Source organism: Sorangium sp. So ce834, from assembly GCF_051521425.1.
In the GTDB taxonomy this organism is placed as follows: Bacteria; Myxococcota_A; Polyangia; order Polyangiales; family Polyangiaceae; genus Sorangium; species Sorangium cellulosum_D.
Genome location: NZ_CP150351.1, coordinates 5,852,312 through 5,876,997 on the forward strand (window position 1 = coordinate 5,852,312; position 24,686 = coordinate 5,876,997).

General features: G+C 75.3%; 19 protein-coding genes. 11 read left to right on the forward strand and 8 right to left on the reverse strand.

Features of this window, described 5'->3' with window-relative positions; all coding sequences use genetic code 11:
- Nucleotides 1–5 precede the first annotated feature (5 nt).
- Nucleotides 6–311 carry a septal ring lytic transglycosylase RlpA family protein gene (locus WMF20_RS21045; protein WP_408022435.1) on the reverse strand — a complete coding sequence of 102 codons (306 nt, stop codon included), beginning with the start codon at nucleotides 309–311 and terminating at the stop codon, nucleotides 6–8.
- Between the two features lie 263 nt (nucleotides 312–574).
- Nucleotides 575–1,114: a hypothetical protein gene (locus WMF20_RS21050; protein ID WP_437616244.1), complete on the reverse strand. Its 540-nt coding sequence runs from the start codon at nucleotides 1,112–1,114 to the stop codon at nucleotides 575–577.
- A 213-nt stretch (nucleotides 1,115–1,327) separates the two neighbouring features.
- Between WMF20_RS21050 and WMF20_RS21055 the strand changes: the two genes are divergently transcribed.
- From WMF20_RS21055 to WMF20_RS21065, 3 genes are all read left to right on the forward strand, one after another.
- Nucleotides 1,328–1,993, forward strand: a complete 666-nt coding sequence (locus tag WMF20_RS21055) for an RNA polymerase sigma factor (RefSeq protein WP_237245532.1) — start codon at nucleotides 1,328–1,330, stop codon at nucleotides 1,991–1,993.
- A gap of 61 nt (nucleotides 1,994–2,054) precedes the next feature.
- On the forward strand, nucleotides 2,055–2,933 hold the full coding sequence (locus WMF20_RS21060) for a hypothetical protein (protein ID WP_437616246.1): 879 nt from the start codon (nucleotides 2,055–2,057) through the stop codon (nucleotides 2,931–2,933).
- On the forward strand, nucleotides 2,921–5,428 hold the full coding sequence (locus WMF20_RS21065) for a hypothetical protein (RefSeq protein WP_437616248.1): 2,508 nt from the start codon (nucleotides 2,921–2,923) through the stop codon (nucleotides 5,426–5,428). Before WMF20_RS21060 ends, WMF20_RS21065 begins: the two co-directional genes overlap by 13 nt.
- Here the strand turns inward: WMF20_RS21065 and WMF20_RS21070 are convergent, their stop codons facing one another.
- Both WMF20_RS21070 and WMF20_RS21075 read right to left on the reverse strand, forming a co-directional pair.
- The gene (locus WMF20_RS21070) at nucleotides 5,429–6,190 is read right to left on the reverse strand and encodes a sigma factor-like helix-turn-helix DNA-binding protein (RefSeq protein ID WP_437616250.1); all 762 of its coding nucleotides are present in this window, start codon (nucleotides 6,188–6,190) and stop codon (nucleotides 5,429–5,431) included.
- Nucleotides 6,191–6,426: 236 nt separating this feature from the next.
- On the reverse strand, nucleotides 6,427–6,924 hold the full coding sequence (locus tag WMF20_RS21075) for a MerR family transcriptional regulator (protein ID WP_236644707.1): 498 nt from the start codon (nucleotides 6,922–6,924) through the stop codon (nucleotides 6,427–6,429).
- 374 nt (nucleotides 6,925–7,298) lie between these two features.
- Here WMF20_RS21075 and WMF20_RS21080 point away from each other — a divergent pair, with 374 nt between their 5' ends.
- The 3 genes from WMF20_RS21080 to WMF20_RS21090 are packed head-to-tail and all read left to right on the forward strand — an operon-like array spanning nucleotide 7,299 to nucleotide 11,982.
- Nucleotides 7,299–8,192, forward strand: coding sequence for an alpha/beta fold hydrolase (locus tag WMF20_RS21080; RefSeq protein ID WP_129576059.1), 894 nt, complete (start codon nucleotides 7,299–7,301; stop codon nucleotides 8,190–8,192).
- Nucleotides 8,192–10,882: an ABC transporter substrate-binding protein gene (locus tag WMF20_RS21085; RefSeq protein WP_437616253.1), complete on the forward strand. Its 2,691-nt coding sequence runs from the start codon at nucleotides 8,192–8,194 to the stop codon at nucleotides 10,880–10,882. Before WMF20_RS21080 ends, WMF20_RS21085 begins: the two co-directional genes overlap by 1 nt.
- Nucleotides 10,879–11,982: an ABC transporter permease gene (locus tag WMF20_RS21090; protein WP_437616255.1), complete on the forward strand. Its 1,104-nt coding sequence runs from the start codon at nucleotides 10,879–10,881 to the stop codon at nucleotides 11,980–11,982. The genes WMF20_RS21085 and WMF20_RS21090 overlap by 4 nt, the downstream gene beginning before the upstream one ends.
- 15 nt (nucleotides 11,983–11,997) lie before the next feature.
- Here WMF20_RS21090 and WMF20_RS21095 read toward each other — a convergent pair whose 3' ends face one another.
- From WMF20_RS21095 to WMF20_RS21105, 3 genes are all read right to left on the reverse strand, one after another.
- The gene (locus tag WMF20_RS21095; RefSeq protein ID WP_437616257.1) at nucleotides 11,998–14,958 is read right to left on the reverse strand and encodes a response regulator; all 2,961 of its coding nucleotides are present in this window, start codon (nucleotides 14,956–14,958) and stop codon (nucleotides 11,998–12,000) included.
- 181 nt (nucleotides 14,959–15,139) lie between these two features.
- The gene (locus WMF20_RS21100) at nucleotides 15,140–17,101 is read right to left on the reverse strand and encodes a protein kinase domain-containing protein (RefSeq protein ID WP_437616259.1); all 1,962 of its coding nucleotides are present in this window, start codon (nucleotides 17,099–17,101) and stop codon (nucleotides 15,140–15,142) included.
- Between the two features lie 119 nt (nucleotides 17,102–17,220).
- Nucleotides 17,221–18,453: an SPFH domain-containing protein gene (locus tag WMF20_RS21105; protein ID WP_437616261.1), complete on the reverse strand. Its 1,233-nt coding sequence runs from the start codon at nucleotides 18,451–18,453 to the stop codon at nucleotides 17,221–17,223.
- Nucleotides 18,454–18,814: 361 nt separating this feature from the next.
- On the opposite strand from WMF20_RS21105, the gene WMF20_RS21110 reads away from it, so the two are divergent.
- A complete protein-coding gene (locus WMF20_RS21110) occupies nucleotides 18,815–19,933 on the forward strand; it encodes a hypothetical protein (protein ID WP_129576065.1) in 1,119 nt (372 codons plus the stop codon).
- Nucleotides 19,934–20,097: 164 nt separating this feature from the next.
- Entirely contained in the window at nucleotides 20,098–20,541 is a 444-nt protein-coding gene (nikR, locus tag WMF20_RS21115) for a nickel-responsive transcriptional regulator NikR (protein WP_437616263.1), read from the forward strand.
- A 62-nt stretch (nucleotides 20,542–20,603) separates the two neighbouring features.
- On the opposite strand, the gene WMF20_RS21120 is transcribed toward nikR, so the two are convergent.
- A complete protein-coding gene (locus tag WMF20_RS21120; protein ID WP_437616265.1) occupies nucleotides 20,604–21,425 on the reverse strand; it encodes an SPOR domain-containing protein in 822 nt (273 codons plus the stop codon).
- A 462-nt stretch (nucleotides 21,426–21,887) separates the two neighbouring features.
- Between WMF20_RS21120 and WMF20_RS21125 the strand changes: the two genes are divergently transcribed.
- The 3 genes from WMF20_RS21125 to WMF20_RS21135 all read left to right on the forward strand — a co-directional run bounded on the left by WMF20_RS21125 (nucleotide 21,888) and on the right by WMF20_RS21135 (nucleotide 24,411).
- Nucleotides 21,888–23,300, forward strand: a complete 1,413-nt coding sequence (locus WMF20_RS21125; protein ID WP_437616267.1) for a hypothetical protein — start codon at nucleotides 21,888–21,890, stop codon at nucleotides 23,298–23,300.
- A gap of 148 nt (nucleotides 23,301–23,448) precedes the next feature.
- Nucleotides 23,449–23,613 (forward strand): hypothetical protein, encoded by a 165-nt coding sequence (locus tag WMF20_RS21130; RefSeq protein WP_437616269.1) that lies wholly within the window; start codon nucleotides 23,449–23,451, stop codon nucleotides 23,611–23,613.
- A 180-nt stretch (nucleotides 23,614–23,793) separates the two neighbouring features.
- Entirely contained in the window at nucleotides 23,794–24,411 is a 618-nt protein-coding gene (locus WMF20_RS21135) for a DUF47 domain-containing protein (protein ID WP_437616271.1), read from the forward strand.
- Nucleotides 24,412–24,686: the final 275 nt, after the last annotated feature.

Consider the following 24,686-nt stretch of genomic DNA (forward strand, 5'->3'; position numbering starts at 1 on the left):
CGCGATCAGCGCCCCCGCCGGGCGGGCTTCCAGATGAGCTCGAGCGTCACGTCGATCACGCCGTCCTGGATGAGCCCGAGCCGCTCGGCGGCCCGGCGCGACACGTCGATGATCCGGCCGCGCTTGAACGGGCCGCGGTCGTTGATGCGCACGCGCACGCGGCGGCCGTCCCGGCGGACGACGTCGACGAGCGCGCCGAAGGGGAGCGTCCGGTGCGCCGCCGTGAGCGCGCGGGGGTTGTAGGGCTCGCCGCTCGCGGTGGCGCGGCCCTTGAACTTGTCGGCGTAGTAGGTGGCGCGCCCGCGCTGGATCGGGACCCCCTTCGCCGCGCCCCGGGCGCTCGCGGGCGCGACGGGCGTGGAGATGCGGCCGTCGTCCTCGCCCGCGTCGTCGTCCCCGGCCCGGCCCGGCGGGAGCGCCGCGCGGGGGCCCGGCGGGCGGGAGACCTCGGCGGACAGGGGCGCGGCGCCGCCCCTGCGGGCCGGGATCGGCTGGTGCGCGGCGCAGGCCGGGGTACCGAGGAGGAAGAGGAACGCGAGCGCCCTCGCCGCGCCGCGGCGTCCCGCCGGCGTCATCACGTCGCCTCGGGCGCGGCGCGCTCGGCCGACGAGGGGTCGAGGGCGGCCACGGGCGGGGCCGCCGCGGCGGCGAGGGCCAGGTCGGCCGGCGCGCTCCCCTCCCCGTCCAAGGCCAGCGCCGCGCTGGCCTTGGACCGCACGAACCTGGCCAGCTCGCGGAACGGCACGCCGGTCGGGCAGGTCTGCTCCTTCTCGGCGAGCACCGCCTCGGGCACGTGCGAGAGCGCGAGCGCCGCGGCGTCGAAGTCCGGCATGCTCCGCGAGGACGCGAGCACCACGGTCATGAGCCCGGGGTAAGCCCCCCTCGAGGCGGCGATGCGCTCGGCCTCGCCGAGATCGCAGCGCCCGCACGCGATGCAGCGGGAGAAGCCGGGCAGCGCCGCGCGCTCGGCGGGCGAGAGCGGCGGCAGGCCGTCGGCGTCGTAGTTCTCGTGGAAGAGCGCAAGCCCGCTCGGCCCGTCGAACAGACGGCGCACCACGACCTTGAGGAGCGACCACGCGAGGACCGCAAGGGCTAGAGCACGGCCGGAAAGCACCCTCGGTCCATAACCCGAAACAGGGCCGCGCGCAGACCCGATGCGCCCGGCGCCGCCGGCGCGGCCCGGGCCGGGGCGCGTGGCTGGATCTTTCCACCTCGATGGCGGTCGCGCGCAGTGAACCCTCGTTAACAGCTCCCGAGGTACGGCCGCTGGCCCACCGCGGCACGCCGCCGCCGCGCCGCCCGTCGATCCGGCCCTGGAGACGCTGGCATGTCGGGTGCACTGGCCCCCGGCATGTCCAACGGCTTGGCTCTCTGCGGTAAGGGATGCTCGGAAGACCTCGGCGACGTCGCCGAAGGGGTGCTGGTGAAGGAGATGATCGCGGGGAACGAGCGCGCCTGGCGCGCCTTCCACGCCCGGTACGATCGGCTGGTCCACCGGTGTATCAGCGGCGTGATCGCCCGCTTCTCCGCCGTGGTGGCGCAGGACGACATCCGCGACATCCACGCGACGCTGCTGATGCAGCTGATCTCGAACGACATGCGCAAGCTGAGGAGCTTCGACGCCGAGCGCGGCACGCGGCTCGGCTCCTGGATCGGCACGCTGGCCGTCCACTGCGCCTACGACCACCTGCGCGGCGCCCGCCGCGCGCCGCGCTGCGCCCCGCTCGACGACGCGGCGGTCGAGCTCCCCTGCGAGCGCCCCTCCCCGCAGGACCACGCCGAGCGCCGCGAGCGCGCCGCGATCGTGGGGCAGGTGCTGCACGATTTCTCCGACAAGGACCGCGAGTTCGTCGCGCTCTACTTCGGCGAGGGCCTGCCCCCGGAGCAGATCGCGGAGCGGATGCGCATCAGCGTGAAGACGGTCTACTCGAAGCGGCACAAGATCCAGAGCCGCCTCGAGGCGATGCTGTCCGGCGCGAGCCTCGCGGCCTGAGCCGCCCCGCCCCCCGAAGGGGGCTCGGCGTCCGTCGGCCCTGTGGTATGAGCCGGAGAGGATGGCCGCCCCGCTCCGCATCACGACCACCCTCCTCGCCGTCGCCGCCGCCCCGCCGCTCGCCGCGTGCGGCGGCGGCAACGGAGACGCCCCCTCGATCCCCCTCGCCGACGAGCGCGGCAGCGGCGCCCGCATCGCGGATCTCGTCGGCGAGGCCGCGTGGTTCAACGCCGATCCCGCGGCGCAGGACAGCGAGGACTGCGACGGCGTGCCCGTCGATCGCCGCGTCCACGTCACCGGCGCGACGCTCGTCGCGATCGACCGGTTCGACGAGACCGGCGAGGGGGCGCACGGCAACCACTACGTGCAAGACAGCGCCGACGAGCCGGTCCCGTACTCCGGCATGACGGTCTTCCAGCCGGCGTTCAGCCCCCCGGACCTGCGGCTCTTCCCCGGCGACGTGGTCGATCTGCTCGGCGTGCTCACCGAGTTCCGCGGCCCCTCGTCCGGCCGGTTCCGCGGCTGCCGCACCCTGCCCGAGATCGGCGGGACCATGAGCTTCCGCTTCGAGGACCGCCCCGCGAAGCCGATCCGCGTGCCGCTCCGCGAGCTGACGCGCTACGCGACCGCGCGCAGCTACCTCGGCATGCTCGTGCGGGTCGAGGGGGTGACGACCGTCGGCGGCCCCGCGAGGAGCGGCGGCCGGTACACGGCGCGGATCAACGTCGGCGCCGGCGTGCCCGCCGACGACGTGCCGAGCCTCTCGAACGAGCTCTACGACCTCGAAGCCGAGGGGCCGCGCCTCGCGGACGGCGCGGCGTTCGCCTCGGTCACGGGCGTGCTCACCTACTTCTACGGCTTCAAGATCGCCCCGCGATGCCCGGCCGACTTCCAGCCGGAAGGCGCCCCCCTGCCGGCCGACGACGCATGCGCTCCCTGACGCCCGCGCTCCCGCTGCCGCTCGTCCTGATCGCGGCCTGCAGCGGCGCCGCGCCCGGCGGCCCGACCGCGCCGGGGCACGCGCTCGTCTCGACGCCCGAGGGCAGCGTCGGGCGCATCGAGGTGCGCAACCTCGAGGCCCGCCCGCGGCTCACGCTCGTCTCCCGCGACGGCGACCCCGCGCCCGCGCTCGTCGCCTCGGTCGCCACCGATCTCGGCTCGGTCGCCACGACGGCGCTCGCCAGCGTGGTCGAGGCGCGGCTCGTCGCCGCCGGCTTCGACGTGGACGCGCGCATCGACCGCGGCTCCTTCCGCGTGCGCCTGCTCGTGCGGGACGCGGCGCGCGTCGCGCCGTTCCTGCGCGCGCTCTCGGCGGCGTTCGCGCAGCCCATCGCGGCCGGCAGCCCCGAGGTCGCCCGCGCCATCGAGCGGGTGCAGGCGCTCAGGGCGAGCCCGCTCGACGCGCCGGAGCTCTCGCCGATCGCGGCGTGCACCGGCCGGCTGGGCCTCGCGGGCGCCGAGCCCGTGGTCGACCTGACGACGCCCGCGGGCGTGCGGGAGCTCGAGGGGTGGCGGACCGCGGCGCTGCACGCCGGGCGCACCTCGATCGCCGCGGTCGGCCCGGCCGCGTTCTGCGCGGAGGCGGCGCGCGCCGCGGAGGGCCAAGGCGGCTGGCCCGCGGGCAGCCCGCCCGCGGACCCGTGGCCGGCGGCGGACACGGTCGGCGTGTACGCGACGAACCAGCTCGAGCGGCGGGCCGCCCGCGTCACCGTGGCCGTGCGCGTCGCGAGCCCGCAGGCGGCGGTCGCCGCGGCCGAGCGGCTCGGCGCGCCGGGGTCGCCGCTCCGCGGGCGGCTCTCGGCGCTCCCGTCGCCGTTCCGCACCGTCGAGGTGCTCGGGGTCGCCCGCCCGCGCGGCGGCTGCGTCAGCGTGACCATCGAGGCCTCCGACCTGCCCGCGGCCCCGCCCGTCGAGGCCTCGGCGGCGCTCGCCGCCGCGGTGGCGCGGCAGGAGATCCGCCGCGGCCTCGCGGCCCCCGCGAGCCCCGCCACCGCCACGCGGCAGGTCCTCACCGCGCAGGACCCGCGCGACGCCGGCGCGCGCGCCGCCTGGTGGGCGCTCTCGGGCAGCGCCCCGAACGCGCCGCCCGAGCGCTGGGCGACGGCCCTCGGCCTCCCCCCGAGCGCCGATCCGCCGCGGCCCGTCGCGCCGGGAGAGGCCGGCGAGCGGCTCTTCGAGGCGGAGCTCGGCCGCGCGCTCGCGGCGGGGGCCCAGCCCGCGCTGGAGCGGCGCACCCTGATCGAGCGCGGGCAGGGCGAGATCTGGGTCCTGCTCGCGAGCCCGTGCGGCGTCGCGGAGGAGGGGGTGTACGACGCGGGCGCGACGGCGCTCGCCGCGCTCGCCGCCGTGCAGACCCGGCGGCGCGAGCTCGACGTGACGATCGAGCCGTGGGTCACGGCGGACGCCGTCGGGGTCATCGCGCACGCGCCGTTCCGCGACGATCGCGAGACCCCGGCCGAGCTCGGGCGCCGCGTCGCGAGCGCCGCCGCGCGCACGGTCGCGGCGACGACGCTGGGCCCCGAGGCGCTCACGCTGGCGCGCGCCGCGGCGCTCGAGCACCTGGAGCGCCTCTCCGGCGGGCGGGCCGCGGCGCTCGAGGCCTTCGCCTCGGCGCTCGCGCCCGACCACCCGTCCTGGATCGAGCCGTTCGGCGTCTGGGACCGGGTGGCGAGCGGCGCGCTGGAGACCGTGCAGCTCCGCTGGCAGGCGCTCGCGACCGGCCCGCTCCGGCTCGCCGTCCTCGCGAACGCCGACGCCTCGCAGGCGGCCGCCGCGGCGGAGGCCGCCGAGCGCTGGCTCGCGCCGCGGCTCGCGCCGCGCGGGTGCGCCTCACCCGACGGCGCGGTGGTGCCCCGGGTCGGTCACCACGACGCCCGCCTCCCGGCCGGGACGCCGCTCTCGCAGGCGGTCGTCGGCGCGCGGCTCCCGGCCGCGCGCGAGGCCGCGAGCGCGACGCGCGAGCTGGCGGAGCTCACGGTCGCCGCCCTCAACGGCGAAGGCCTGAGCGGCGAAGGCGGCCTGCTCGCGGCCGCCCTCGGCGCGGCGGCCCCTCCCGCGGCGGACGCCGCGCCCGCGCGGCGAAAGCTCGCGGCCCGCGCGAGCGCCCGCGTCCTCGGCGGGGCGCGCGCGGCCGCGCTCGCGGTCGAGATCCGGGCGCCGAGCGCGGAGCTCGACGAGGCCACGGCCCGCGTGAAGGAGCTCCTCGCCGGCCTCGCGCAGCGGGTGACCGACGCCGACCTCGACCGCGCCGAGGCGCACGTCGCCCGGCGCGAGCGCGACGCGCTCGCGGAGCCCCGGCGCCGGCTCATCCACCTGTGGAGCGGCCGCGCCCCCCGCACGCCGCCGGCGAAGGCCACGCTGGCGGCGTGGCGCGCCTTCCTGGCGAGCGCGCTCGGCGCGGACGCGATCGTGACCGTCGAGGCCCGGCCCGACTGATCACTCCCCGCTGTCGAAGTCGCCCGCGTCCTCGATCTCCGAGGTCCGCCCGGCGGGCGTCGCCTCGAGGCCCTCGTCCTCCGCGTCGCTCTCGTCCTCGTCGAGCGCGACCTCGTCCTCGTCCTCGTCGTCCTCGGGCTGGGTCAGCACCGGGAGCCGGCGCTTGCCGACCGGACCCTCGTCGACGTAGTCGCGCAGCGCCATCATGTCCTTCAGCGCCTCGAGCTTGGCGAGCGCCTTGACCTCGACCTGGCGGATCCGCTCGCGCGTCAGGTTCATGATCGCCCCCACGTCCTCGAGCGTGGTGCCGCCGCGATCGGCGACGTCGAGCGCGCACGTCTCGTTCATGTCCCAGACCTCGAGATCGGGGAAGTTCAGCTTGATGGCGCCCGTCCTGGCCGACACGTCGAGATAGAGGTGGTGCTGGCACGAGACGTACGGGCACGGCCTCGGGCCGTCGACGCACTCGGCGCGGGTCCGCGGCTTGTAATAATCGGTCTCCGGATAGAGCATCCGGCCGATCTCGAGCTCGCGCTTGGTCATGCGCTTGACGCTGATCGTCCGCGCCCGGATCTCGCGCTTCCTCCGTGACCTGCGCTGCTCGCGCGTGATGGCGTTCCCCGACGCCGCGGGGTCTGCCTGGAGCGCGAGCGCGCCCTCCACGACCGGCTCGCTGGAGCCCGCCGATTCGCAGTCACTCCCCGCCGAATCCGCTCCGTCTAGGCCGAAGATCTCGAGCTCGCTCTCAGACACCGTCGCCATGCGCTGCCTCCGTTTGGTAGCGTCTCCGCTCTCAAGCGCGCGCGTTTCCCCACGCGCCCGAGTCCCAGCTCGAGCGCAAAGAGATCCCGCTCCTTGCCCGACGTAACGCCGGATGCCGTCCCTAAAAAATCGCGACGAAACGAGCCGATGCCCGTCCCGTCGATCGCGTCAAACCAGGCGGGGCCGCGATGCGGCCCCTTCGCTTCACGGAATCGAAGACCCTGCGACTCGGCACCTCAAGAGGATGCCGCCTGCTTCGTGAGCCGCGCCTGCGCCATCAGGCGTTCTTCTATCAACGACAGCTTCGCGACGAGCTCCCGCGCGAGCGTCTCCGCGCTCGCGAGGTCCTGGGCGATCGCCCTGCCGCTCGTCTCGCTCCGCCTCTCCTTGGCGGCGTCCCTGAGCGCATTGAAGACCTTGGTCATCGTGCGCTCGAGCTCCTCGATATCACCTCTCACGAACAGGAATTCACGCTGGATCTCTTCGATGGTGTAGTCCTGGGCCATCATCTCTTTGATGCGCTGAACCTGGCGGACTACCGTGGCCGGATACATCCCCTGCGAGCCCTGATGCTTGCCCTTGCGCCCCACCCGCACGCTTCGCGGGAGCAGGCCGAGCTGCACGTACTTCCGGAGCGTCGCCTCGCTGAACTTGATGCCATGCGCTGCGAACAACTCGAGAATATCGCTCGAGGTAATCCCCTGGGCGTGCTCCCGCTCGATGCGCTCAAGCACGTCCTCGGGGATCCTCTGCACCGGTCCTCCCATCGATTGCCGGAGGCCCTACCCAACCGACGCGGGCGACTCTATTCCACTGAATGGAATACAGTCAATTGACCCGACTACGATTATTGTGTGGCTGTCGCGAGACGCGGTGCTTTCCAGGGGTTCTTGACACACCTCGGACATTTTTCGTCCGTCGAAGCCGAGCCTCGATCCGCTCCGCACGTCGGGGTCCCTGGGTCGAGGAGGGAAAAGCTGGATGCCGGGCGCAATGGGTGGGAGCGGGGGGGCGCCCGTCGGGCGGCGGGGCTCGGGGAGCGACATGGTCCGTACCCTGACACACATCGGTCCTTTCAGACAAAAGGGCTGATAGTCTCGTCGCCACCATGGCCAAGGCCCCTGCCAGCGAGGGTCGAGGCGCGGCCTCGCCCGCCGCCCCCCGACCCGTCGAGCGCGTCATCAGGGACGTCACCGCCCGGGGTGTCAGGATGCGGGTCCTGGTCGCCGGGGCGGGCAACGGCCCGGCGCTCCTCCTCATCCACAACTTCCTCGTCAGCCACCTGGAGTTCGACGACGTGATCGACGCGCTGGCCCAGCGCTTCCACGTCATCGCCCCGGACCTCCCGGGGTTCGGGGAGAGCGAGAAGCCGAGCCCGGCGCGGTACGCCTACGGGATCGAGACGTTCGCCGAGGCGGTGGCCGACCTCATCGCCGCCTTCGGCGTGGGCCGGGCGCACCTCGTCGGCCACGCCATGGGCGCCGCCGTCGCGATCACGCTCGCGGCCGAGCACCCGGAGCTCGTGCAGCGCCTCGTCCTGGAGGACGCGCTCTGTTACCCGTTCCCGATGAGCTTCCGGATGAAGCTCCCGCTCCTGCCGGTCGTGGGCGGCATCGTCTTCAAGCAGCTCCACGGCCGCAGGATGTTCCGGTCGTACTTCCGCGACGACGTGTTCCGGGCGGACGCGGCGGTGCCGCTGTCGCGTATCGACCGACACTACGACCTCTTCAACGCCCCCTCGGCGCGCGAGAGCGCCCACGCGATCATGCGCGCGGTGCTCGACGCGCGCCCCGTCGTCGCGCGCCTCACGCGGATCACGGCGCCGACGCTCGTCGTGTGGGGGCGCGACGACCGCATCTTCCCGGCCGCGGGCGCGCAGCGGCTCGCCCGCGAGATCTCCGGCGCGATGCTCGAGATCATGGACGCCGGGCACTCGCCCCACGAGGAGCGGCCGGAGGAGTTCGTCGCGCTCGTGACGCAGTTCCTCGAAGGGAAGCGGTGATGACGCGCCCTGCCCGGCTCGCGCCCGCGCGCTGGGCGGCGCGGGCGGGCCGGCGCGCGGCGCGGGCCCTCCTCGGCGACGACGCGGCGGCGCGCCTGCTCGCGGACCGGTCGGCGCTGCTCGGCCTCGCGATCGTGGCGCTGCTCGCGCTGTTCGCCGCCCTGGGGCCGGCCGTCGTCGGCCACGACCCGAACGCGAGCGACTTCAGCCTGTCCCGCGACGCCTTCGGCGCGCCGCCGGGGCCGTCGGCCGCCCACTGGCTCGGGACGGACCCGCTCTTCCGCGACCTCCTCGCGCGCCTCGCGCACGGCGCGCGGCTCTCGCTCGGCATCGCGCTCGCGTCCACGGCGCTCGCCACGGCGCTCGGCGCGGTCGTCGGCGTCGCCGCCGGCATGGCCAGCGGCACGCGGGCCGGCGCGCTCGACGGCGCGCTCATGCGGCTCATCGACGTGATCCTCGCCCTGCCGTACCTCCTGCTCGTGACCGCGATCGGCGTCGCCGTGGGGCGGGCGGACGTGGGGACGATCCTGCTCGTGCTCGGCCTCACCGGGTGGACCTGGGTGGCGCGCGTCGTCCGGGCCAAGACGCTGGAGCTCACCCAGCGCGAGTTCGTGGCCTCGGCGCGCGCGCTCGGCGCCGGGACGCTGCACGTCGTCCGGCGGCACGTCCTGCCGAACGTCGGCGGGACGCTGCTCGCGCTCGCGACGATCCTCGCCGGCCAGATGATCCTCGCCGAGGGCACGCTCAGCTACCTGGGCGTCGGCGTGCAGCCGCCGACCGCGACCTGGGGCCGGATGCTGCACGAGGCGGAGCCCTACCTCGGCGTGAAGCCGATGCTCCTCGCGGCGCCGGGCTTCCTCATCGTGCTCGCCGTGCTCGGCTTCCACCGCGCGAGCGAGGGGCTCCGCGACGCGCTCGATCCCGCCGGCGACGAGCTCCCGCGCGGGCGGCGCCTGCCGGTCGATCTGCTCCTCGCCGGCGCGGTGCTCCTCCTCCTCTCGGGCGTCTCGCCGAGCCGCGCGCGGCCGCCGCTCGGCGGCGGCGAGGCGCCGCCCGGCGCGCCCGTGCGCGGCGGGACCCTGCGCCTCGCGACCACGGGCCACATCCGCACGCTCGATCCCGCGATCGCCTACGACGAGGTCTCGGGCATGGTCACGGAGCTCGTCTTCGCCCGCCTCGTCGCGTGGGACCAGGGCGGCCACGTCGCGCCCGAGCTCGCGCGCGAGGTCGCGGTCGAGCGGGGCGGGCGGACGTACGTGTTCACGCTCCGCGAGGGCGCGCGCTTCCACGACGGCGCGGAGCTCCGCGCCGCGGACGTGAAGCGCTCGATCGAGCGGACGCTGCACCCGCGGACGCCGAGCCCGGGGGCCAGCCAGTACGAGATGATCGAGGGGTTCGCCGAGTACCGCGCGGGCGCGGCGCCGCACCTCGCCGGCGTGCGGGTGCTCGGCGACCACGCCGTCGCGATCGATCTGAGCGCGCCGGACGCGACCTTCCTTGCGCGGATGACGCTCGGCTTCATGGCGCCGGTGTGCCCCTCGTCCGGCGCCGTGGTCGACGCGGCGAGCCCTCCCCCGCCGTGCGGCGCCGGCCCGTTCCGCGTCGAGCGGTGGGACCAGGACGCCGGCGTCCGGCTCGCGCGGCACGAGGGGTACTTCCGGCCGGGCCGGCCGTACCTCGACGCGATCGAGTGGCAGACCGGGGTGCGCGCGACGACCCAGCGCTACAAGTTCGAGGAGGGCGAGCTCGACTACCTGCGCGATCTGACGGGGGTCGACGCGGCGACCTACCGCGCCGACCCCGCGTGGAAGGGGTATACGCGCTGGGTGACGCGGAGCAGGACCAACGCCGTCTTCCTCAACACCGAGCTCGCGCCGTTCGACCAGCTCGCCGTGCGGCGCGCGGTCTCCTTCGCCGTCGACCCCTCCGTGCTCGAGAAGGTGCGCCCCGATCTGTTCGCCCTCGACCGGGTGCTGCCGCCGTCGATCCCGGGCCCTCCGCGCGACGAGCCGATGCGAGAGCACGATCTCCCGCGCGCGCTCGCGCAGATGGCCGCGGCCGGGTACGCGTTCGACCCGGCGACCGGGAGAGGCGGCTACCCGGGGGTCGTCGAGTACATCGCGATCCCGGACACCTTCGAGCAGGCGGTCGGCGAGATCCTCCAGCAGCAGCTCGCGAAGGTGGGCCTCCGCGTCCGCCTGCGGCTCGTCAGCTGGGCGACCTACCTCGCCGAGGCGTCGCGGCGCCGCGCGGTCCAGATGGGCTGGGCCGGGTGGCAGGCCGATTTCCCCGATCCCGCGAGCTTCTTCGAGCCGACGCTCTCGACGCGCGCCATCCGCGACGAGGGCTCGCTGAACTTCGCCTTCTTCAGCGACGAGGAGCTCGATCGCACGCTCGACGCCGCCCACGCGGAGCAGGACCGCGCGCGGCGCCTCGATCTCTACGCCCGCGCCGAGCGGATCGTCCGCGATCGCGCGCCCTGGGTGCCCACGTACACGATGGGCATGCTCGAGCTCTGGCAGCCGTACCTGCGCGGCTACGAGGGCTCCGCCGCGGTGCCGTCGCGCTTCGACGGCGTCTGGCTCGACCCGGCCGCGCGAGGCGCGCCCGCCGCCCGGGCCCGCGCGGCCGCGCCGCCGCGCGCCTCGCCGCTCCGCGCGCTGCCCGCGCGCGCCGTGCCCCCGCGATGAGCGCCGCGCCCTCACGCCGCACCGCCGCGACGAGCGCCGCTCGCGCGGGCCGCGCCGCCGCGGCGGGCGCCGCGATCGCGCACCTGCTCCGGCGCCTCGGGTGGGCGGCGATCGTGATCGCCGGGGTCACCGCCGTCTCGTTCGCGATCGCGCACCTCCTGCCGGGGGACCCGGCGCGGATGCTCGTCGGGCCGCAGGCGTCCGCCGCCGACGTCGACCGCGTCCGGACGGTCTACGCGCTGGATCGGCCGGTCCCGGTGCAGTTCGCGCGGTTCGTGCGCCGGCTCGTCCACATCGGCCCCTATCCCGGGTCGCCGCACGCGGGCGCGCGCGGCGACCCGGAGCACCGGAGCTGCGCGGCCGGGCCCTTCGGCCTGCACCTCGATCTCGGCTACAGCTTCCACTACCGAAAGCCGGTCGTGGATCTGCTGGAGGCGAAGGCGCCGCGCTCGCTGGAGCTCGCGGTGGCCGCCCTCTCGGTGCAGCTCCTGCTCGGGCTCGCGCTCGGGCTCGTCGCGGCGGCCCGCCGCGGGACGGCCTGGGACCACGCGGCGCTCGGCGTCACCCTGCTCGTCGCCAGCGCGCCGACCATCGTGATCGGCCCCGCGCTGCAGTACGTGCTCGCCTACAAGCTCCGCCTCCTGCCCTACGACGGGTACGGGGTCACCGCGGCCGAGCACCTGCGCTCGCTCGTCCTGCCGGCGCTGACCCTCGGCCTCTTCGGCAGCGCGCTCTACGCGCGCGTCGTGCGCGAGGAGCTCCGGGCGCTGCTCCGCCAGGACTTCATCCGGACCGCGCGGGCGAAGGGCGCCTCCCGCCTGCGCGCGTTCGTCGTCCACGCGCTGCGCAACGCGCTGCTGCCGCTCGCCACGCTGGCCGCGCTCGACCTCGGCGCGCTGGCGGGCGGCGCGATCGTCACGGAGCGGCTCTTCCGCTGGCCCGGCGTCGGGAGCATGGCCGTCGAGGCGCTGCAGAACCGCGACGGCCCGCTCCTCGTCGGGACGGTGCTCTTCGCCGCGGCCGCGATCGTGCTCGCCACCGTGGCGCTCGACCTCGCGGCGCTGGCGCTCGATCCGCGGCTCAGGTCGCGGTCGCGTTGAGCGCGTCGCGCGCGTTCAGGGCACGCCGGCGAGCGCTCGGCACTCGGCGCCGAGCGAGGAGTCGGGCGAGGAGAGCTCGGCGCACTTGCGGAACGAGGCCCGACCGCCGCGCCCCGCGGCCTGCTCCGCGGCGCCGCGCAGGTGCCACGCCGCGGCGCTCCCCGGCGAGGCGGCCGTGAGCTGCTGCGCGAGCTGCACCGCCTTGCCGGTCTGCCCCGACTCCAGGGCGCGCATCACGCGGGCCGACAGGGACCCGCCCTCCTCGTCCGGCGCGGCGGGCGCGGTCGCCGGGGCGCTCGGCGGCGGCGCGGGCGCCCGCGTCGGCGCGGCGGCCTGACCCGCGTGCGTCGGAGCGCCCGGCGGCGCCGCGGGGGCCGCAGGCGCGGGCGAGCCGTGGTGGGCGGTGGTCGTGGCGGGGCTCGCCGAGGCCGTGGTGGCGGCCGCCGCGCGATCGGACGGCGGGTCGGCCGGGGCGTCGGAGGGGGTCGCCGTGGAGAGCCCGGCGGCGGCGGTCGGCTCGCCTTCCGGCGCGGCCGGAGCCGCCTCGATCGCGGCGCCGGAGCTCTGCTCCTCCGCCTGCCGGGGCGCGTCGTCGATCGGCGCCGGGGGCACGGGGTGCCGCGCCTGGCCGATCAGCCATACGCCGGCGCCCCCGATCGCGAGCGCCGTGACCAGACCGACCGCGAGCCGCGCGACGCGCGCCCTGCGCTCCTCCTGGCGGGGGCGAAAGAGCGTGGCCTCGACGGCGCCAGCGGTCGTATCGGTGTCGTCGGCGGAGGAGCGCCCCTGCGCCGCGAGCCGCGCCGGCGCGTTCACCCCGCCGCCGAGGAAGAAGCGCTCGCTCTCGGTGATGGGCTCGGGATCGCTCGGCGGCCCGTCGTCCGGCGCCGCCGAAAGGCTCGCCCCCGGGGCCGCGGCTGCGCCGGCCGGCGGCGGAGCGGCCGCCTCGAGCGGGCGCGCCTCCCCGCCCCCCGCCTCGCCGCGCAGCGACGCCTGCGCCTGCTGCGCCTCGCGCGGGCCGGCGATGGCCGGCGGCGCGTCGCTCGGCGGGCGGGGCCGCAGCGTGGGGACCGTCGACGCGGGCACCGCGGCGGCGCGCTCGTCACCGGCGGGCGGCGGCGCGGCGGCCGGCTCTGCCGTCGGCGCAGGGTCGGGCGGCGGCGCGGGCGGGAGCGGCGGCGCGGGCTCGGGCGCCGGCGCCTCGGATCGGGCGCGCTGCTCGGCGGGAGGGCCCGCGGCCGCGGGACGGTCGCTCCTCGACGCGCGGTGCTTCTGCGCGAAGCTGCGCGGCGTCACCAGCGGTCGCGTGAGCGGGGCCTCATCGCTGCTGGCGAGCGTGGTGTCCTTGTCGATGTCGATCTCTGCGTGCGCGCGCGCAGCTCGGGCCTCGACGGCCGCTGCAGCGCTCCGCGGCGGCTCCGACGACGGCCGCCCCGCGCGCGGCGGCTCCGACGACGGCCGCCCCGCCGCGCCCGCGCGCCCCGCGCCCGTCGCCGCGACGCTCTTCGGCGGCTCCGACGGCACCCGCCCCGCGCGCGGCGGCTCCGACGGCGCCCGCCCCGGCGCGCCCGCGCGCCCCGCGCCCGTCGCCGCGACGCTCTTCGGCGGCTCCGACGGCACCCGCCCCGGCGCGCCCGCGCGCCCCGCGCCCGTCGCCGCGGCGCTCTTCGGCGGCTCCGACGGCGCCCGCCCCGCCGCGCCCGCGCCGGCCGGCCGGCCGACCGCCACGGCCCCGTGGACCGCGCTGCGGGCCGTCACCGGGCGCCCGGCGGACTCCGCGTCGGGATCCGCGGCCGGCGCGGGCAGCTCGTGCCCGGGCCGCGAACGCGGGAGCATCGCCGGCGAGAGGCGGTTCGAGAGCGGCGCGGGGACCACCGCGGCGTCCTCGAGATCGTCGGCGCCGGCGTTCCCGCCGCCGTCCGGGTAGTTGGAGCGCCGCAGCCCCGACGGCGACGAGAGCGGCGAGAACTCGTCGTGGAACGCCGCCTCGGGCTCGCTCGGCACAACGTCGTCGGGCGGGAGCGCCGCGGCGGGGACCAAGAGCCCCTCGAAGTAGAGCTTCGAGATGGTGGAGAGCGTCGACAGATCCTCGAACGGCGACGCGTCGACCACCTGCATCAGCGTCCGCTTGCCGTCGAACAGGCGCAGGATGCCGTTCAGCTCGTCGGGGATCTCGTTCAGCCGCTCCAGGAGCTCCTCGCTGTCGACCTCGAAGACGGTGGCGAGCGACGGCAGCGCCTCGAGGAGCCGGCCCCACTCGTCGACCCGGCGCATGCCCTCCATGAGCAGCCCCTGGGTCGACGTCTCGATCACGTCGGGGTTGTCGACCTTGCAGAACTCGACCTCGAACGTCCCCTCGTTCCACAGGAGCGCGCGGTAGACGGCCTCCTCCCCGCAGAGCCGGCCGAGCGTCGCGTCGACGACCTTGCCCTCGCGGAAATAGACCTGCGCCTCGTTGTCCGCGTGCGACAGGTGGACGATCCCGCTCTTCCGGCTCACCTCGAACGTCTGCAGGAGATCGACGACGTTCATGTCGAGGATCGACCCGGAGAACCTCGTCCGCCCGGTGGTCGCGAAATGCCGCGTCGTGATCCCCTCGCGCGTCCGCCGCGCGAGCAGCAGCGTCACCCGCGCGATGAGCTCCCGCACGAAGATCGGCTTGGTCAGGTAGTCCTCGACCCCGAGCTCGAGACCGCGGATCTTGTCCTCGATCGACCGCTGGCTCGTGAGGAAGACGACCGGGATCGACGCCCAGTCGGCGTGCTCCTTCATCTTGCGGACGAGCGCGTAGCCGTCCACGTGGGGCAGGCGGGTGTCGCTGAGGACGAGGTCCGGCGTGGAGACCTCGAGCTTCGCGAGGGCGTCCGCTCCGTCCGTCGCGGTGGTCACGCTGTAACCGGCCTTCTTCAGGCTGACCTCGAGGACCCGAACGCTGCGTGGATCCGCGTCGACCAGGAGGAGCTGTTGCTTGGCCACTAGAGGTTTCCGCCTCGCGAAGGATGGCGAGCCCGAGCGGACGCTGTCAAGCGCTCTGCCCCGAGCGTCGCCGCTGCCGTCGATCGCTCGTCCCGCCGCCGTGGGCCCGGTGATCGCCGGCGCCCATCGTGAGCACAGGACGCCGGGGAAGGCCAGGTTTCGTCGTGGGCCGCGCGCGCGATCAGCGCTCCCAGGGATCGATGATATCGCCGGTCATCGTCGGCCTCGAGGGGGACACCGGCGGCGCGGCGGGGCGGGCCGTCGGCGCGGCCGGCTTCGCGGGGACGGCGGAGGCCGTGCCGTGCGGGCGGGGCGGCTCCGGATCCTGCGCGAGCTCCTGCGCGAGCGGCGCGGCCGCCGCGCTCGGGGCCGGGGCCGCGGGCGGCGGCTGCGGCGGCTCGTCGGGCACGGCCCCGGCCGCCGTCGCCGCGTGGAGGGCGCCGGGGGCGGCGGCCTCGGGCGGCGCCTCGCGCGCCGAGGTGCGGAGCGCGCGGACCCCGAGGGCGATCGCGATGGGCACGAGGATCGCCGCGAGCGCGATCGCGACGCGCGCGCCCATCGAGAGCGGCTCGGACGGCTCCCTGGGCACCTGGACCGCGCCGAGCATCTCGTCGTGCTCGCGCAGCTTCAGGGCCTCGCGGCGCGGGGTCTCGTCCTGGAGCATGGCGGCGGTGGCGCGGCTCGGCGCGTCGATGGCGAGCTCGATGGCCGCGGCGAGGTCGGCCATCGAGGAGAAGCGCTCCTCGGGGTTCTTCGCGAGGCAGCGCATGACGATCGGACCGAACGCGCTGAGCGCGGAGGCGTCGGGCATCACCTGCTCGAGCGGCTCGGGCGACATGTACATGTGCTTGGTCAGCACGCCCATGTACGTGTCCGCCTCGAAGGGGACGCGCCCGGCGAAGCACTCGTACATGAGGACGCCGAGCGCGTAGATGTCGGCGCGCGCGTCGATGCGCTTCCCCTCCGCCTGCTCCGGGCTCATGTAGTGCGGCGTCCCGAACACCATGCCGATGCGGGTGAGCCGCTTGCCGCCGGCGACCTTCGCGACGCCGAAGTCGAGCAGCTTCACGAACTCCTGGTCGCCGTTGCGGACGAGGTACACGTTGTCGGGCTTGAGATCGCGGTGGATGACGCCCGCCGCGTGCGCGGCGCCGAGCGCCGCGGCGCACTGGAGCATGATCTCCCCGACCCGCGGGGCCGGCAGCGTCCGCTCGGTGCGCAGGAGCGCCGCGAGGGAGGTCCCGGTGAGGAACTCCATGACGAAGAAGGGCAGCTCCGGCTGCCCTGGCTCGACCTCGAGGGCGCCGAAGTCGCTCACCGCGACGATGTTGGGGTGGCCGATCGCCGCCGCCGCCTTGGCCTCCTGGATGAAGCGGGCGACGAGCTCGGCGTCCTGCGCGATGTCGCGCCGGAGCACCTTGAGGGCGAAGAGGCGGCCGAGCGACTTGTGGCGCACCTCGTACACCGTCCCCATGCCCCCCTCGCCGACGACCGCCTGCACGTCGTAGCGGCCGTCGATCGTGCGCCCGAGCAGCGGATCGGCCGACGGGTTCCAGTCGGGCGCGTCGGCGAGCGGGTCGCCGTCGAACGGGCAGAAGCGGGAGTCGCCGGAGAAGGTCAGCTTGCAGGTCGGGCAGCGGCGCGCGCGCGGGACCTGCTTCACCTTCCCGCGGCGCGCCGGGAACCCGTCGCCGCGCGCCGGCAGCGGCGGCAGCGGCGGCAACGCGAGGTGCCCCTCGCCGCGCGACGAGAGCGGCGGCGCCGAGATGCGCGCCGGAGGCGCCGAGCCGCGCGGCGAGAGCGGCGGCGCCGAGCCGTGCACCGGCGGCACCGAGCCGTGCACCGGCGGCACCGAGCCGTAGGCCGGCGGCGCCGAGCCGTGCACCGGCGGCACCGAGCCGTAGGCCGGCGGCACCGAGCCGCGCACCGGCGGCACCGAGCCGTAGGCCGGCGGCACCGAGCCGTGCACCGGTGGCACCGAGCCGTGGGCGGAAGGCGCGTCGCTGCGCGGCGGCGGCTGCGAGGCCACGGTGCCTCCGTGCGGCTGCGGGATGTCCTCCCGATGGAACAGCTCGGCAGCTTCGGACTCGCCGGCGGTCATCTCGGGCGGATCATCCCCGGCCATGCGGAGCGTGACGGGCACCCCGGCGAGTCTAGCCGAAAGCGCGCGCGGTGTTTCGGATCAGATGGCATCAGGTGGCGAACGCGGTGAGCGCCCCCCTACGGGCCTGGGGGCGCGGCGGCCAGAGCGCCCGGAAAGACTCAGATCTCTTCGAGAATCTTCGCCTTGCGGGCCTGGAACTCCTCGTCCGTGATGAGGCCCTTGTTCTTGAGATCTGCGAGGCGCTCCAGGCGCTGCTCGATCGACGGCCCTGCAGCCGGGGCGGCCTGCGGCGCGCCCGGGTACCCCTGCTGCGGCGCGCCCGGGTACCCCTGCTGCGGCGCGCCCGGGTAGCCCGGCTGCGGCGCGCCCGGGTACCCCTGCTGCTGCATGTGCGGCGGCACGAACTGGGGCTGCCCCTGCGCCGCGAGCGCGGGGTTCATCGCCTGCGCCAGGCCGGCGCCGATCGCCACCTGGGCGCCCAGCCCCGCGACGCCGCTGCCGTCGCCGCCCTGCGCCATGCCCTGGCCGGCCCCCATCATCGCCTGGCCGGCGGCGTAATTCTGCCAGTTGCCCGCCAGCTGCTGCACGTACCGCGCGTCCTGCTGGAACCGCTGATCGAGCTCGAACTGCTTCGCGCGGGCGGTGTCCTGCGCGACGCCGATGCCCCGGCGCGCCTCGCCGCGGGCCTTGTTCGCCTCGCGGAGGAGCTTCTGGTCCTCGGCCGAGAAGTTGATGTTGAAGTTGCCGATCTCGAGGATCTTGCAGCCGATCTCCTCGAGGTTCGGCGCCGACTGCACGATGCGGGCGCCGAGCTCCATGCTCATGCCGCCGAGGTTGAGCAGGCTCTTCTGCTGCTGCGCGCAGACCTGGCCGATCACGGTCTTCACGCTCATGAAGAACTTGCCCTTGATCCAGCTCAGGACGACGTCGTTGTCGCCGCTGCCGCCACACTGGCCGTGGTAGCCGACGACGAACCGCACCGGATCGACCACGACCAGCGAGAACTCACCGAAGATGCGCGGCGTCACGAACTCGTAGAGGATCGGGTCCTCCATCGACTCCAGCGGCCCGCCGAAGGGCACGCCGCGGACCGGCTGCGTCTTGACGAAGAAGATCTCGGCGATGAAGACGTCCCCGCCCGTGAACTTGTTGACGAGGTTGTTCAGGAACGGGATGTTCTGGGTCTGGAGCGTGTGGCGCCCCGTCGGCAGGTAACCGACGTACCGCCCGTCCTTGAAGAAGAGGGCACACTCATCGCTGTCGACGGTCAGCTGCGACCAGAAGGGGACGTTCTGGTCCGGGTGCTTGTAGACGATGAGATGCTTCGCCGCGTCCGGGCGCGCGATCATCATCTCGCGGACGCCGCTCTTCACGAAATCGAAAATCCCCATGTCGCGCTCCTCTTCGGTGTGCTGGATGTGACGGGCGTGCCGGTACCCTGCCCCCCTGGACCTCGGGCTCGTTTCGACAGGCGGCGCGCTCGACCTGCGCTGTTCGTTCTCCGTTGACGATCGCCGCGCCTTTCAGGCACACAGCGGCCTCAGGATAATCCGCAGATCGCAGGGCAGCAATGCCCGCCGGGGAGGACCGCATGCCCGTCGCTTCGCTCGCGTCACCGGCGCAACCGACGAAACCCGCGCCGCGCGCGCCGGCGTCACCCGAGATCCCGAGCTCCGCCGCCCGGCAGGCGACGCGCTCGCCCCGCCGCCGCGCGCCCACGGCGGCGGCGGCGGCGGCGGGGAGGACCGCGCGATGATCGCGCCGATCGACGCCTCCGTCCTCTCGCCGCCGGCGCAGAAAATGGCGCAGCCAGGGGCGCCGCAGAAGCTCCGCGAGATGGCCGCGCGCGGCATCGCCCCCGGGCTCAAGCCGGGCGACGTGGTGACGCTGCTCGTGCTGCTCGCGTCGCGCGAGGAGGAGCCCGCCCGCGAGACGGCGGAGAAGACGCTGTCGGCGCTCCCCGATCCGCTCCTCCAGGGCGCGCTCGGCGGGGAGCTGCAGCCGGCCGTCATCGACCGGCTGGCCCGCCTCTACGCGGACCGCCTCCCGGTCGTCGAGCGGCTCTGCGCGATGCCGGGCATCGCCGGGGACACGCTCGAGGAGCTCGCGCGCACCGGGAGCGAGGCGGTGACCGAGCTCATCGCCGTGAACGAGGAGCGGCTGCTCAAGAGCCCGCGCGTCATCGAGCGGCTCTACCTCAACAAGAACACGCGGATGTCGACGGCCGACCGCCTCGTCGACCTCGCCGCCCGCAACGGGGTCGAGCTCACGGGCATCCCCGCGTGGCGCGAGGTCAGCATCGCGATCAAGGACGAGCTCATCGCCGAGCCGTCGCCGGAGCCCACGCCGGACGACGTGATATTCGTCGAGACGCAGGCGCTCTCCGAGGCGCTCGCGGCCGACGAGCCGGTCGACACACACGTCGAGGACGAGGAGGGGAAAGAGGAGCTCAAGGCGCAGTACGTCCCGCTCTACAAGCGGCTCGCCGACATGACCATGTCGCAGCGGATCCGGCGGGCGATGCTCGGCTCGCGCGAGGAGCGCATGCTGCTCGTGCGCGACTCGAACCGCCTCGTGGCGAGCGCCGCCGTGCGCAGCCCGCAGATGCAGGAGGAGGAGGTCGTCCTCATCAGCCGCAACCGGAACATCTCGGACGAGGTGCTGCGGATCATCGCGACCACGCCGGAGTGGATGAAGAGCTACACGGTGAAGCGGAACCTCGTGGAGAACCCGAGGACGCCGGTGCTCGTCGCGACGCGGCTGGTCCAGCACCTGCGCGAGTCGGACCTCCGGGGCATCGCGAAGAGCAAGAACGTGACCTCGCCGGTGAAGGACGCCGCGCGGCGGCACCTCGAGCGGCGCAAGAGCTGAGCGGCGCGCGAGCGGAGGGGCGCGCGACCGGAGCGGCGCGCGAGCGGAGCGGGCGAGCGCTCGCGTGGGTGCGGTCGGGCGCTCGCCCCGCCACCGGTGAAGCGCGCTCCGGGCGGCGAGCCCCCTTCCCGCCCGGACCCATGCCCCGCTAGCCTGCGCCCACGATGAGCGACCTGGTCCGCTTCGGCGTGGCGATGGATCGAGCGCTGCTGGCCGAGTTCGATCGGCGCATCACCGCGCAGGGATACGAGAACCGCTCGGAGGCGCTGCGGGACCTGGTCCGCGCCGACCTGACGCGCGCCGCGTGGGACGAGGGCGCCGAGGTGGCGGCGACGCTGACCGTCGTCTACGCGCCCGAGGTGCGGGAGCTCGTGCTGCGCATCTCCGAGCTGGAGGAGCAGCACGCGGGGTCGGTGGTCTCCAGCCTGCTGATCCGCCTCGACGAGGGCCGGGTGCTCCAGGTCATGGTGCTGAAGGGCCGCGGCGCGGACCTGTCCGGGCTCGCCGGGCAGCTCGCCGGGGCCAAGGGGGTCCTGTCCTGCGCGCTCACGCCGGCCGCGGCGCTCGCGGAGGCGCCGCCCGCGGCGCCGCGCCGGCCGCGGGGCTGACGCCGGGCGAGCCGGCGCCGCGCCGCGCGCTCGCGCGTGAACGCCTCGCCGGATCTCCCAGGCTACGCGTCGTCGCCGGGCGTCTCGGCCACCTTCACCGTGGTCTTCGGCGGATCGACGATGAACGTCACGAGGCGCTCCTTGGCCTCGAACTCCTGCCGGTAGATCACCGCCGAGCGCTTGTACTTGAAGGGGCCGATCCGCACGCGGTGCCACAGGCCGCGGCCCTTCACGTACGCCGGCTCGACGTACGCCTTGTGGCCGCGCCGGCGCAGGGCCGCCGCGAAGCCCTCCGCGTCGGCGGGCTCCTTGAACGAGCTCACCTGCAGCTGGTAGCCGCCCGGCCCGCCGCGCTCGGTCTCGGGCCCCTCCTCGCGGGAGACGTGGCGGGCCATCGCGGTGAGCGTGTCGTTCGGAGCGACCTCGCCCCCCGCGGGCCCGAGGACGTGCTGCGCCGGCAGCGGGACCACGGGCAGCCGGTCCGCGGCGAGCGGCGGACCCGCATCGGCCGGCGGCTGCGCCGACGCGGCCGCCTTGGCCCGCGGGTCGCGCACGGCCTCGAGCGCCGTGGTCGGGTGCTCCGCGTCGGACAGGATCGCAGGGAAGGTCACGTGCTCCCCGATCGTGGCGGGGCGCGGCGCCGGCTTCACGCCGGCCGGGTGCGCGCGCGCGACCAGATCGCCGAGCGGATCGGCGCTGACCGGCCTCTCGCGAGCCGGCGCGCGCAGGAGCGCCACCGCCGCGAAGACGATGCACGCCCCGCCCAGCGAGGCCAGCACCAGCGCGCCCGCACGCGACGGGCGAGCCCCGGGATCCTCTTCCTGGATCTCCTCGAGGTTCCGCACCGCCCCGGTGTCCATGCTCTCGCCTTTGCTGCGCCTCATGCTTCCTCCTCGACCCGTCTACCCTGCCCGACCGGGACGCGACAACTTTCGTGTCTTACTTTATCCCACATCTGCCGACCAGGCCCGTTCGCTGGCTGCGCGGTCATCGATGCGCGCTGAAGGAAGCGCTCGGCGGCGAGCCCGCGCCTCGGCTCGGGCCGGGCAGCCTCGCACGCGCGGCGGCCGCGGGGAAAGTTCTCGGCCAGCGCCGGGGGGTAGTGGTCAAATTTGAACATGAAGGTGGGAAGGCGGGAAGAAAACCTTAATGATCTTCCCGCCTTCATGTGGACTCTCTCTGGGCAAAGTTGACCACTACCGCCGGGGGGCGCGCGGCGGGCGGGCGCCCGCGAGCGCCTTCGTGTTGCCGGGCGCGAGGCGTCCTGCGATGGCGGGGTGAGCCCCGCCGCCGCGCGGCGCCTCCGCGATGCTTTCGCGCGGCCGCGGCGCTAAGGATCCGCCCCCATGAAGATCCCGCCGATGGGCCGCGTCCTGCCTGCGCTCGGCCTGCTGCTCCCGGGCTGCGCCTCCGAGCCGCGCCCGCTCACGATCGAGGTCGTCCCCGGGCACGAGGCGGCCGCCTTCCAGGAGGACCCGCCCGTCGCCCGGATCGAGGTGACCGCGACGTCGGCCGAGGGGGACGTCGCCGTGTCCGCGGCCGCGGCGCCGGGCGGGGAGCTCGATTTCGGCGAGATCCCGGCGGAGCGGGCGTACACGTTCGAGGTGCGCGGCTTCGACGCGGGCGGGGCGACCGTGGTGCGCGGGCGCTCGGCCGCGGGGATCTACCTCGCCGGCCTCACCGGCGAGGTGCTGCCGCTCTTCGCCCAGCGGACCGGCGGGTGGGCGCGGCCCCCGGGCGAGCTCGCGGCGTCGCGCGTCGGCGCGCCCGGCGCGGCCCTCGTGGAGCGCTACGTGGTGCTCACCGGCGGCGACGCGGCGGACGGCGACGCGGCGGCGGACGTCGACCCGGCGCGGCTCGACGCGTACGACGTCGCGGTGTGGGGCGGGAGCGCCTCCAGCGGCGCGCTCCCGAGGGCGGCGCGGTCGCTCGTCGTCCGGGGGAGCCTGCTGCTCACCGTGGATGGCGAGGGCGCGACCTGGGCCGACGTGCTGTCGGGGCAGAGCGCCGAGGCGCCGCTGCCCGCGGGGCTCGGCTCGTTCGCGGAGGTGGCGGGCGGCCGGACCGTGGAGGCGGCGGACGGGCGCTCGTTCGTGGTGGGCGCCGCGCGCGGGGTGGCGCCGGCGGAGGCGCCGGGCGAGCCCTCGGACGCGGTCCTCGTCGTCGGCGCGGACGGGGCGCTCTCGGTGGCGAGGCTCCGCCACGCGCGGGCCGGCGCGGCGGCGGTGTGGGTCGAGGGCGTCGGCCTCGTGGTCGCGGGCGGCAGCGCCGGGGGCGCGGACGCTGCCGGGCTGGAGGTGCTCGCCGACGGCGCGACCGCGTTCGAGCCGCGGCCGTTCCCGCCGGACGCCGTCGAGGGCGCGGGCGCCGCCGTGACGGCGCCCGGCGAGATCGTGCTTGTCGGCGGCGCGCAAGGCGGCGCCCCGGCGCCGACGCGGCGGCTCGCGCCCGGGTGCGCCGGCGCGTGCGCCGCCGCGGAGGTCGCGGGGGCCGCGCTGCCGGCGGCGATCGTCGACGTCGCGGCGTTCGCGCTGCCCGGCGGGCGCCTCCTCGCCGTGGGCGCCGAGGCGGGCGAGGGCGGCCTGACCAGGAGCTTCGTGGTCGACCTCGCGGCGGCGCAGGTCGAGGAGCTGCCGCTCAGGGAGCCGCGACGCGGCGCGACCGTGGTGCCCGCGCCGAACGGGACGCTCGCGCTGCTCGGCGGGGTCCACGCGGAGGGGACGCCGGCGCTCACGGTCGAGACGTTCTTTCCTGAGTGAGCCGCGGGCGCGCTCGCCGGCGGCGGCGCGCCGAGAGGGCCGAAAGGGATCGAGAGACGATGAATCAAGACCCGAATCAAGACGAGGAGCCGAGCGCGCTCTTCGGGCCATTTCGGCCGAAGGCGCTGACGCTCGAGAACCGGACGCCGTGGTCGCCCGCGCCGAGGGCGTGGCGTGGCGCAAGGGCGCCCCGCCGGATTACCACCTCTCCAACGAGGCGCTCCCGAAGGAGCGCACCTGCCGCCATGCGGCCGGCTCGCGCGAGGCCGCCGCCGGGACGCGCCGCTCCGGCGTCGGGAGCTCGCGCTCGTGACACTCGATAATACTTTCCAGAGTGGACGAGGCGCGTTCCGTCTTCAGCGCGCTTGATCGTGGCCCCGGCGGCGGGCCTCGCGAGAGGCGGAGGCGACCGCCATTGTTTTCATGGATTGACGAGGTGTTGGGCTCGTTGGCGCGCATTGACGCCCCCGGCGACACCGAGGTATCACACGGCATGGGATTGACGAAGGACGCCCTCTTCTTCGACGCCCTCGCCGAGCACGCTCAGAAGAGCGTCACCGCCAGCAAGCTCCTCCTGGAGATGCTCGACCGGATCGAGGACGCCCCGGCCATCGCGAGGAAGATCAAGGAGATCGAGCACGAGGGGGACCGGATCACGCATCGCTGCCTCGCCGCGCTGCACAAGACCTGGATCACTCCGCTCGATCGGGAGGAGATCCACGCGCTGATCACCCGGCTCGACGACGTGCTCGACTTCATCGAGGCCGCCAGCGAGCGAATCGTCCTCTTCGAGATCCAGAGTGCGACGCCGGAGGCGCGCGGCCTCGCGGAGTCGCTCGTGGCCGCCTGCGACGCCATGAGCACGGCCACGAGCTCGCTCCGGGACGTGAAGGACGGCGCCCGGCTGCTCGAGCTCTGCGTCGAGATCAACCGCCATGAGAACGACGCCGACGCGCACTACCGCGTGGCCCTGGCGGCGCTCTTCAAGCAGGGCAACGACCCGCTGCTCGTGCTGAAATGGCGTGACATCTACGATCAGCTCGAGAACGCCAGCGATCGCTGCGAGGACGTCGCCAACGTCATCGAGGGCGTGGTGCTCGAGCACGCGTGACGACCAGCGCCGTCGCCGCCCTCGCCGTGGCGACCCAGGGTCCGCGCCGGCTCGCGATGACGCGCCGCAGGACCCCGGGGGGCGGCGTCGACTGCGGGCAGCTCCTCGGCCCGCAGCGACCGCGTCGCAACGTGGGTCGGGTCGCGCCCGTCGCGAGCTCCGCGACCGTCGCGAGCGCAACCTGGGTCGGATCGCCTCCGGGAGCTGCGCGTTCCGGCTGCGGTCGACGGGTTGAATCCCTGTCCCACGGCGCGCAACCAACCGGCATGAGCCAT

Bases quoted from the DNA above. Each gene is read 5' to 3' on its own strand.
- WMF20_RS21065 (WP_437616248.1), top strand. From the start codon at position 2,921: ATGCGCTCCCTGACGCCCGCGCTCCCGCTGCCGCTCGTCCTGATCGCG.
- WMF20_RS21070 (WP_437616250.1), bottom strand. From the start codon at position 6,190: ATGGCGACGGTGTCTGAGAGCGAGCTCGAGATCTTCGGCCTAGACGGA.
- WMF20_RS21085 (WP_437616253.1), top strand. From the start codon at position 8,192: ATGACGCGCCCTGCCCGGCTCGCGCCCGCGCGCTGGGCGGCGCGGGCG.
- WMF20_RS21135 (WP_437616271.1), top strand. From the start codon at position 23,794: ATGGGATTGACGAAGGACGCCCTCTTCTTCGACGCCCTCGCCGAGCAC.
- WMF20_RS21105 (WP_437616261.1), bottom strand. From the start codon at position 18,453: ATGGGGATTTTCGATTTCGTGAAGAGCGGCGTCCGCGAGATGATGATC.
- WMF20_RS21055 (WP_237245532.1), top strand. From the start codon at position 1,328: ATGTCGGGTGCACTGGCCCCCGGCATGTCCAACGGCTTGGCTCTCTGC.
- nikR (WP_437616263.1), top strand. From the start codon at position 20,098: ATGAGCGACCTGGTCCGCTTCGGCGTGGCGATGGATCGAGCGCTGCTG.
- WMF20_RS21120 (WP_437616265.1), bottom strand. From the start codon at position 21,425: ATGAGGCGCAGCAAAGGCGAGAGCATGGACACCGGGGCGGTGCGGAAC.
- WMF20_RS21125 (WP_437616267.1), top strand. From the start codon at position 21,888: ATGAAGATCCCGCCGATGGGCCGCGTCCTGCCTGCGCTCGGCCTGCTG.
- WMF20_RS21060 (WP_437616246.1), top strand. From the start codon at position 2,055: ATGGCCGCCCCGCTCCGCATCACGACCACCCTCCTCGCCGTCGCCGCC.
- WMF20_RS21080 (WP_129576059.1), top strand. From the start codon at position 7,299: ATGGCCAAGGCCCCTGCCAGCGAGGGTCGAGGCGCGGCCTCGCCCGCC.
- WMF20_RS21110 (WP_129576065.1), top strand. From the start codon at position 18,815: ATGATCGCGCCGATCGACGCCTCCGTCCTCTCGCCGCCGGCGCAGAAA.
- WMF20_RS21090 (WP_437616255.1), top strand. From the start codon at position 10,879: ATGAGCGCCGCGCCCTCACGCCGCACCGCCGCGACGAGCGCCGCTCGC.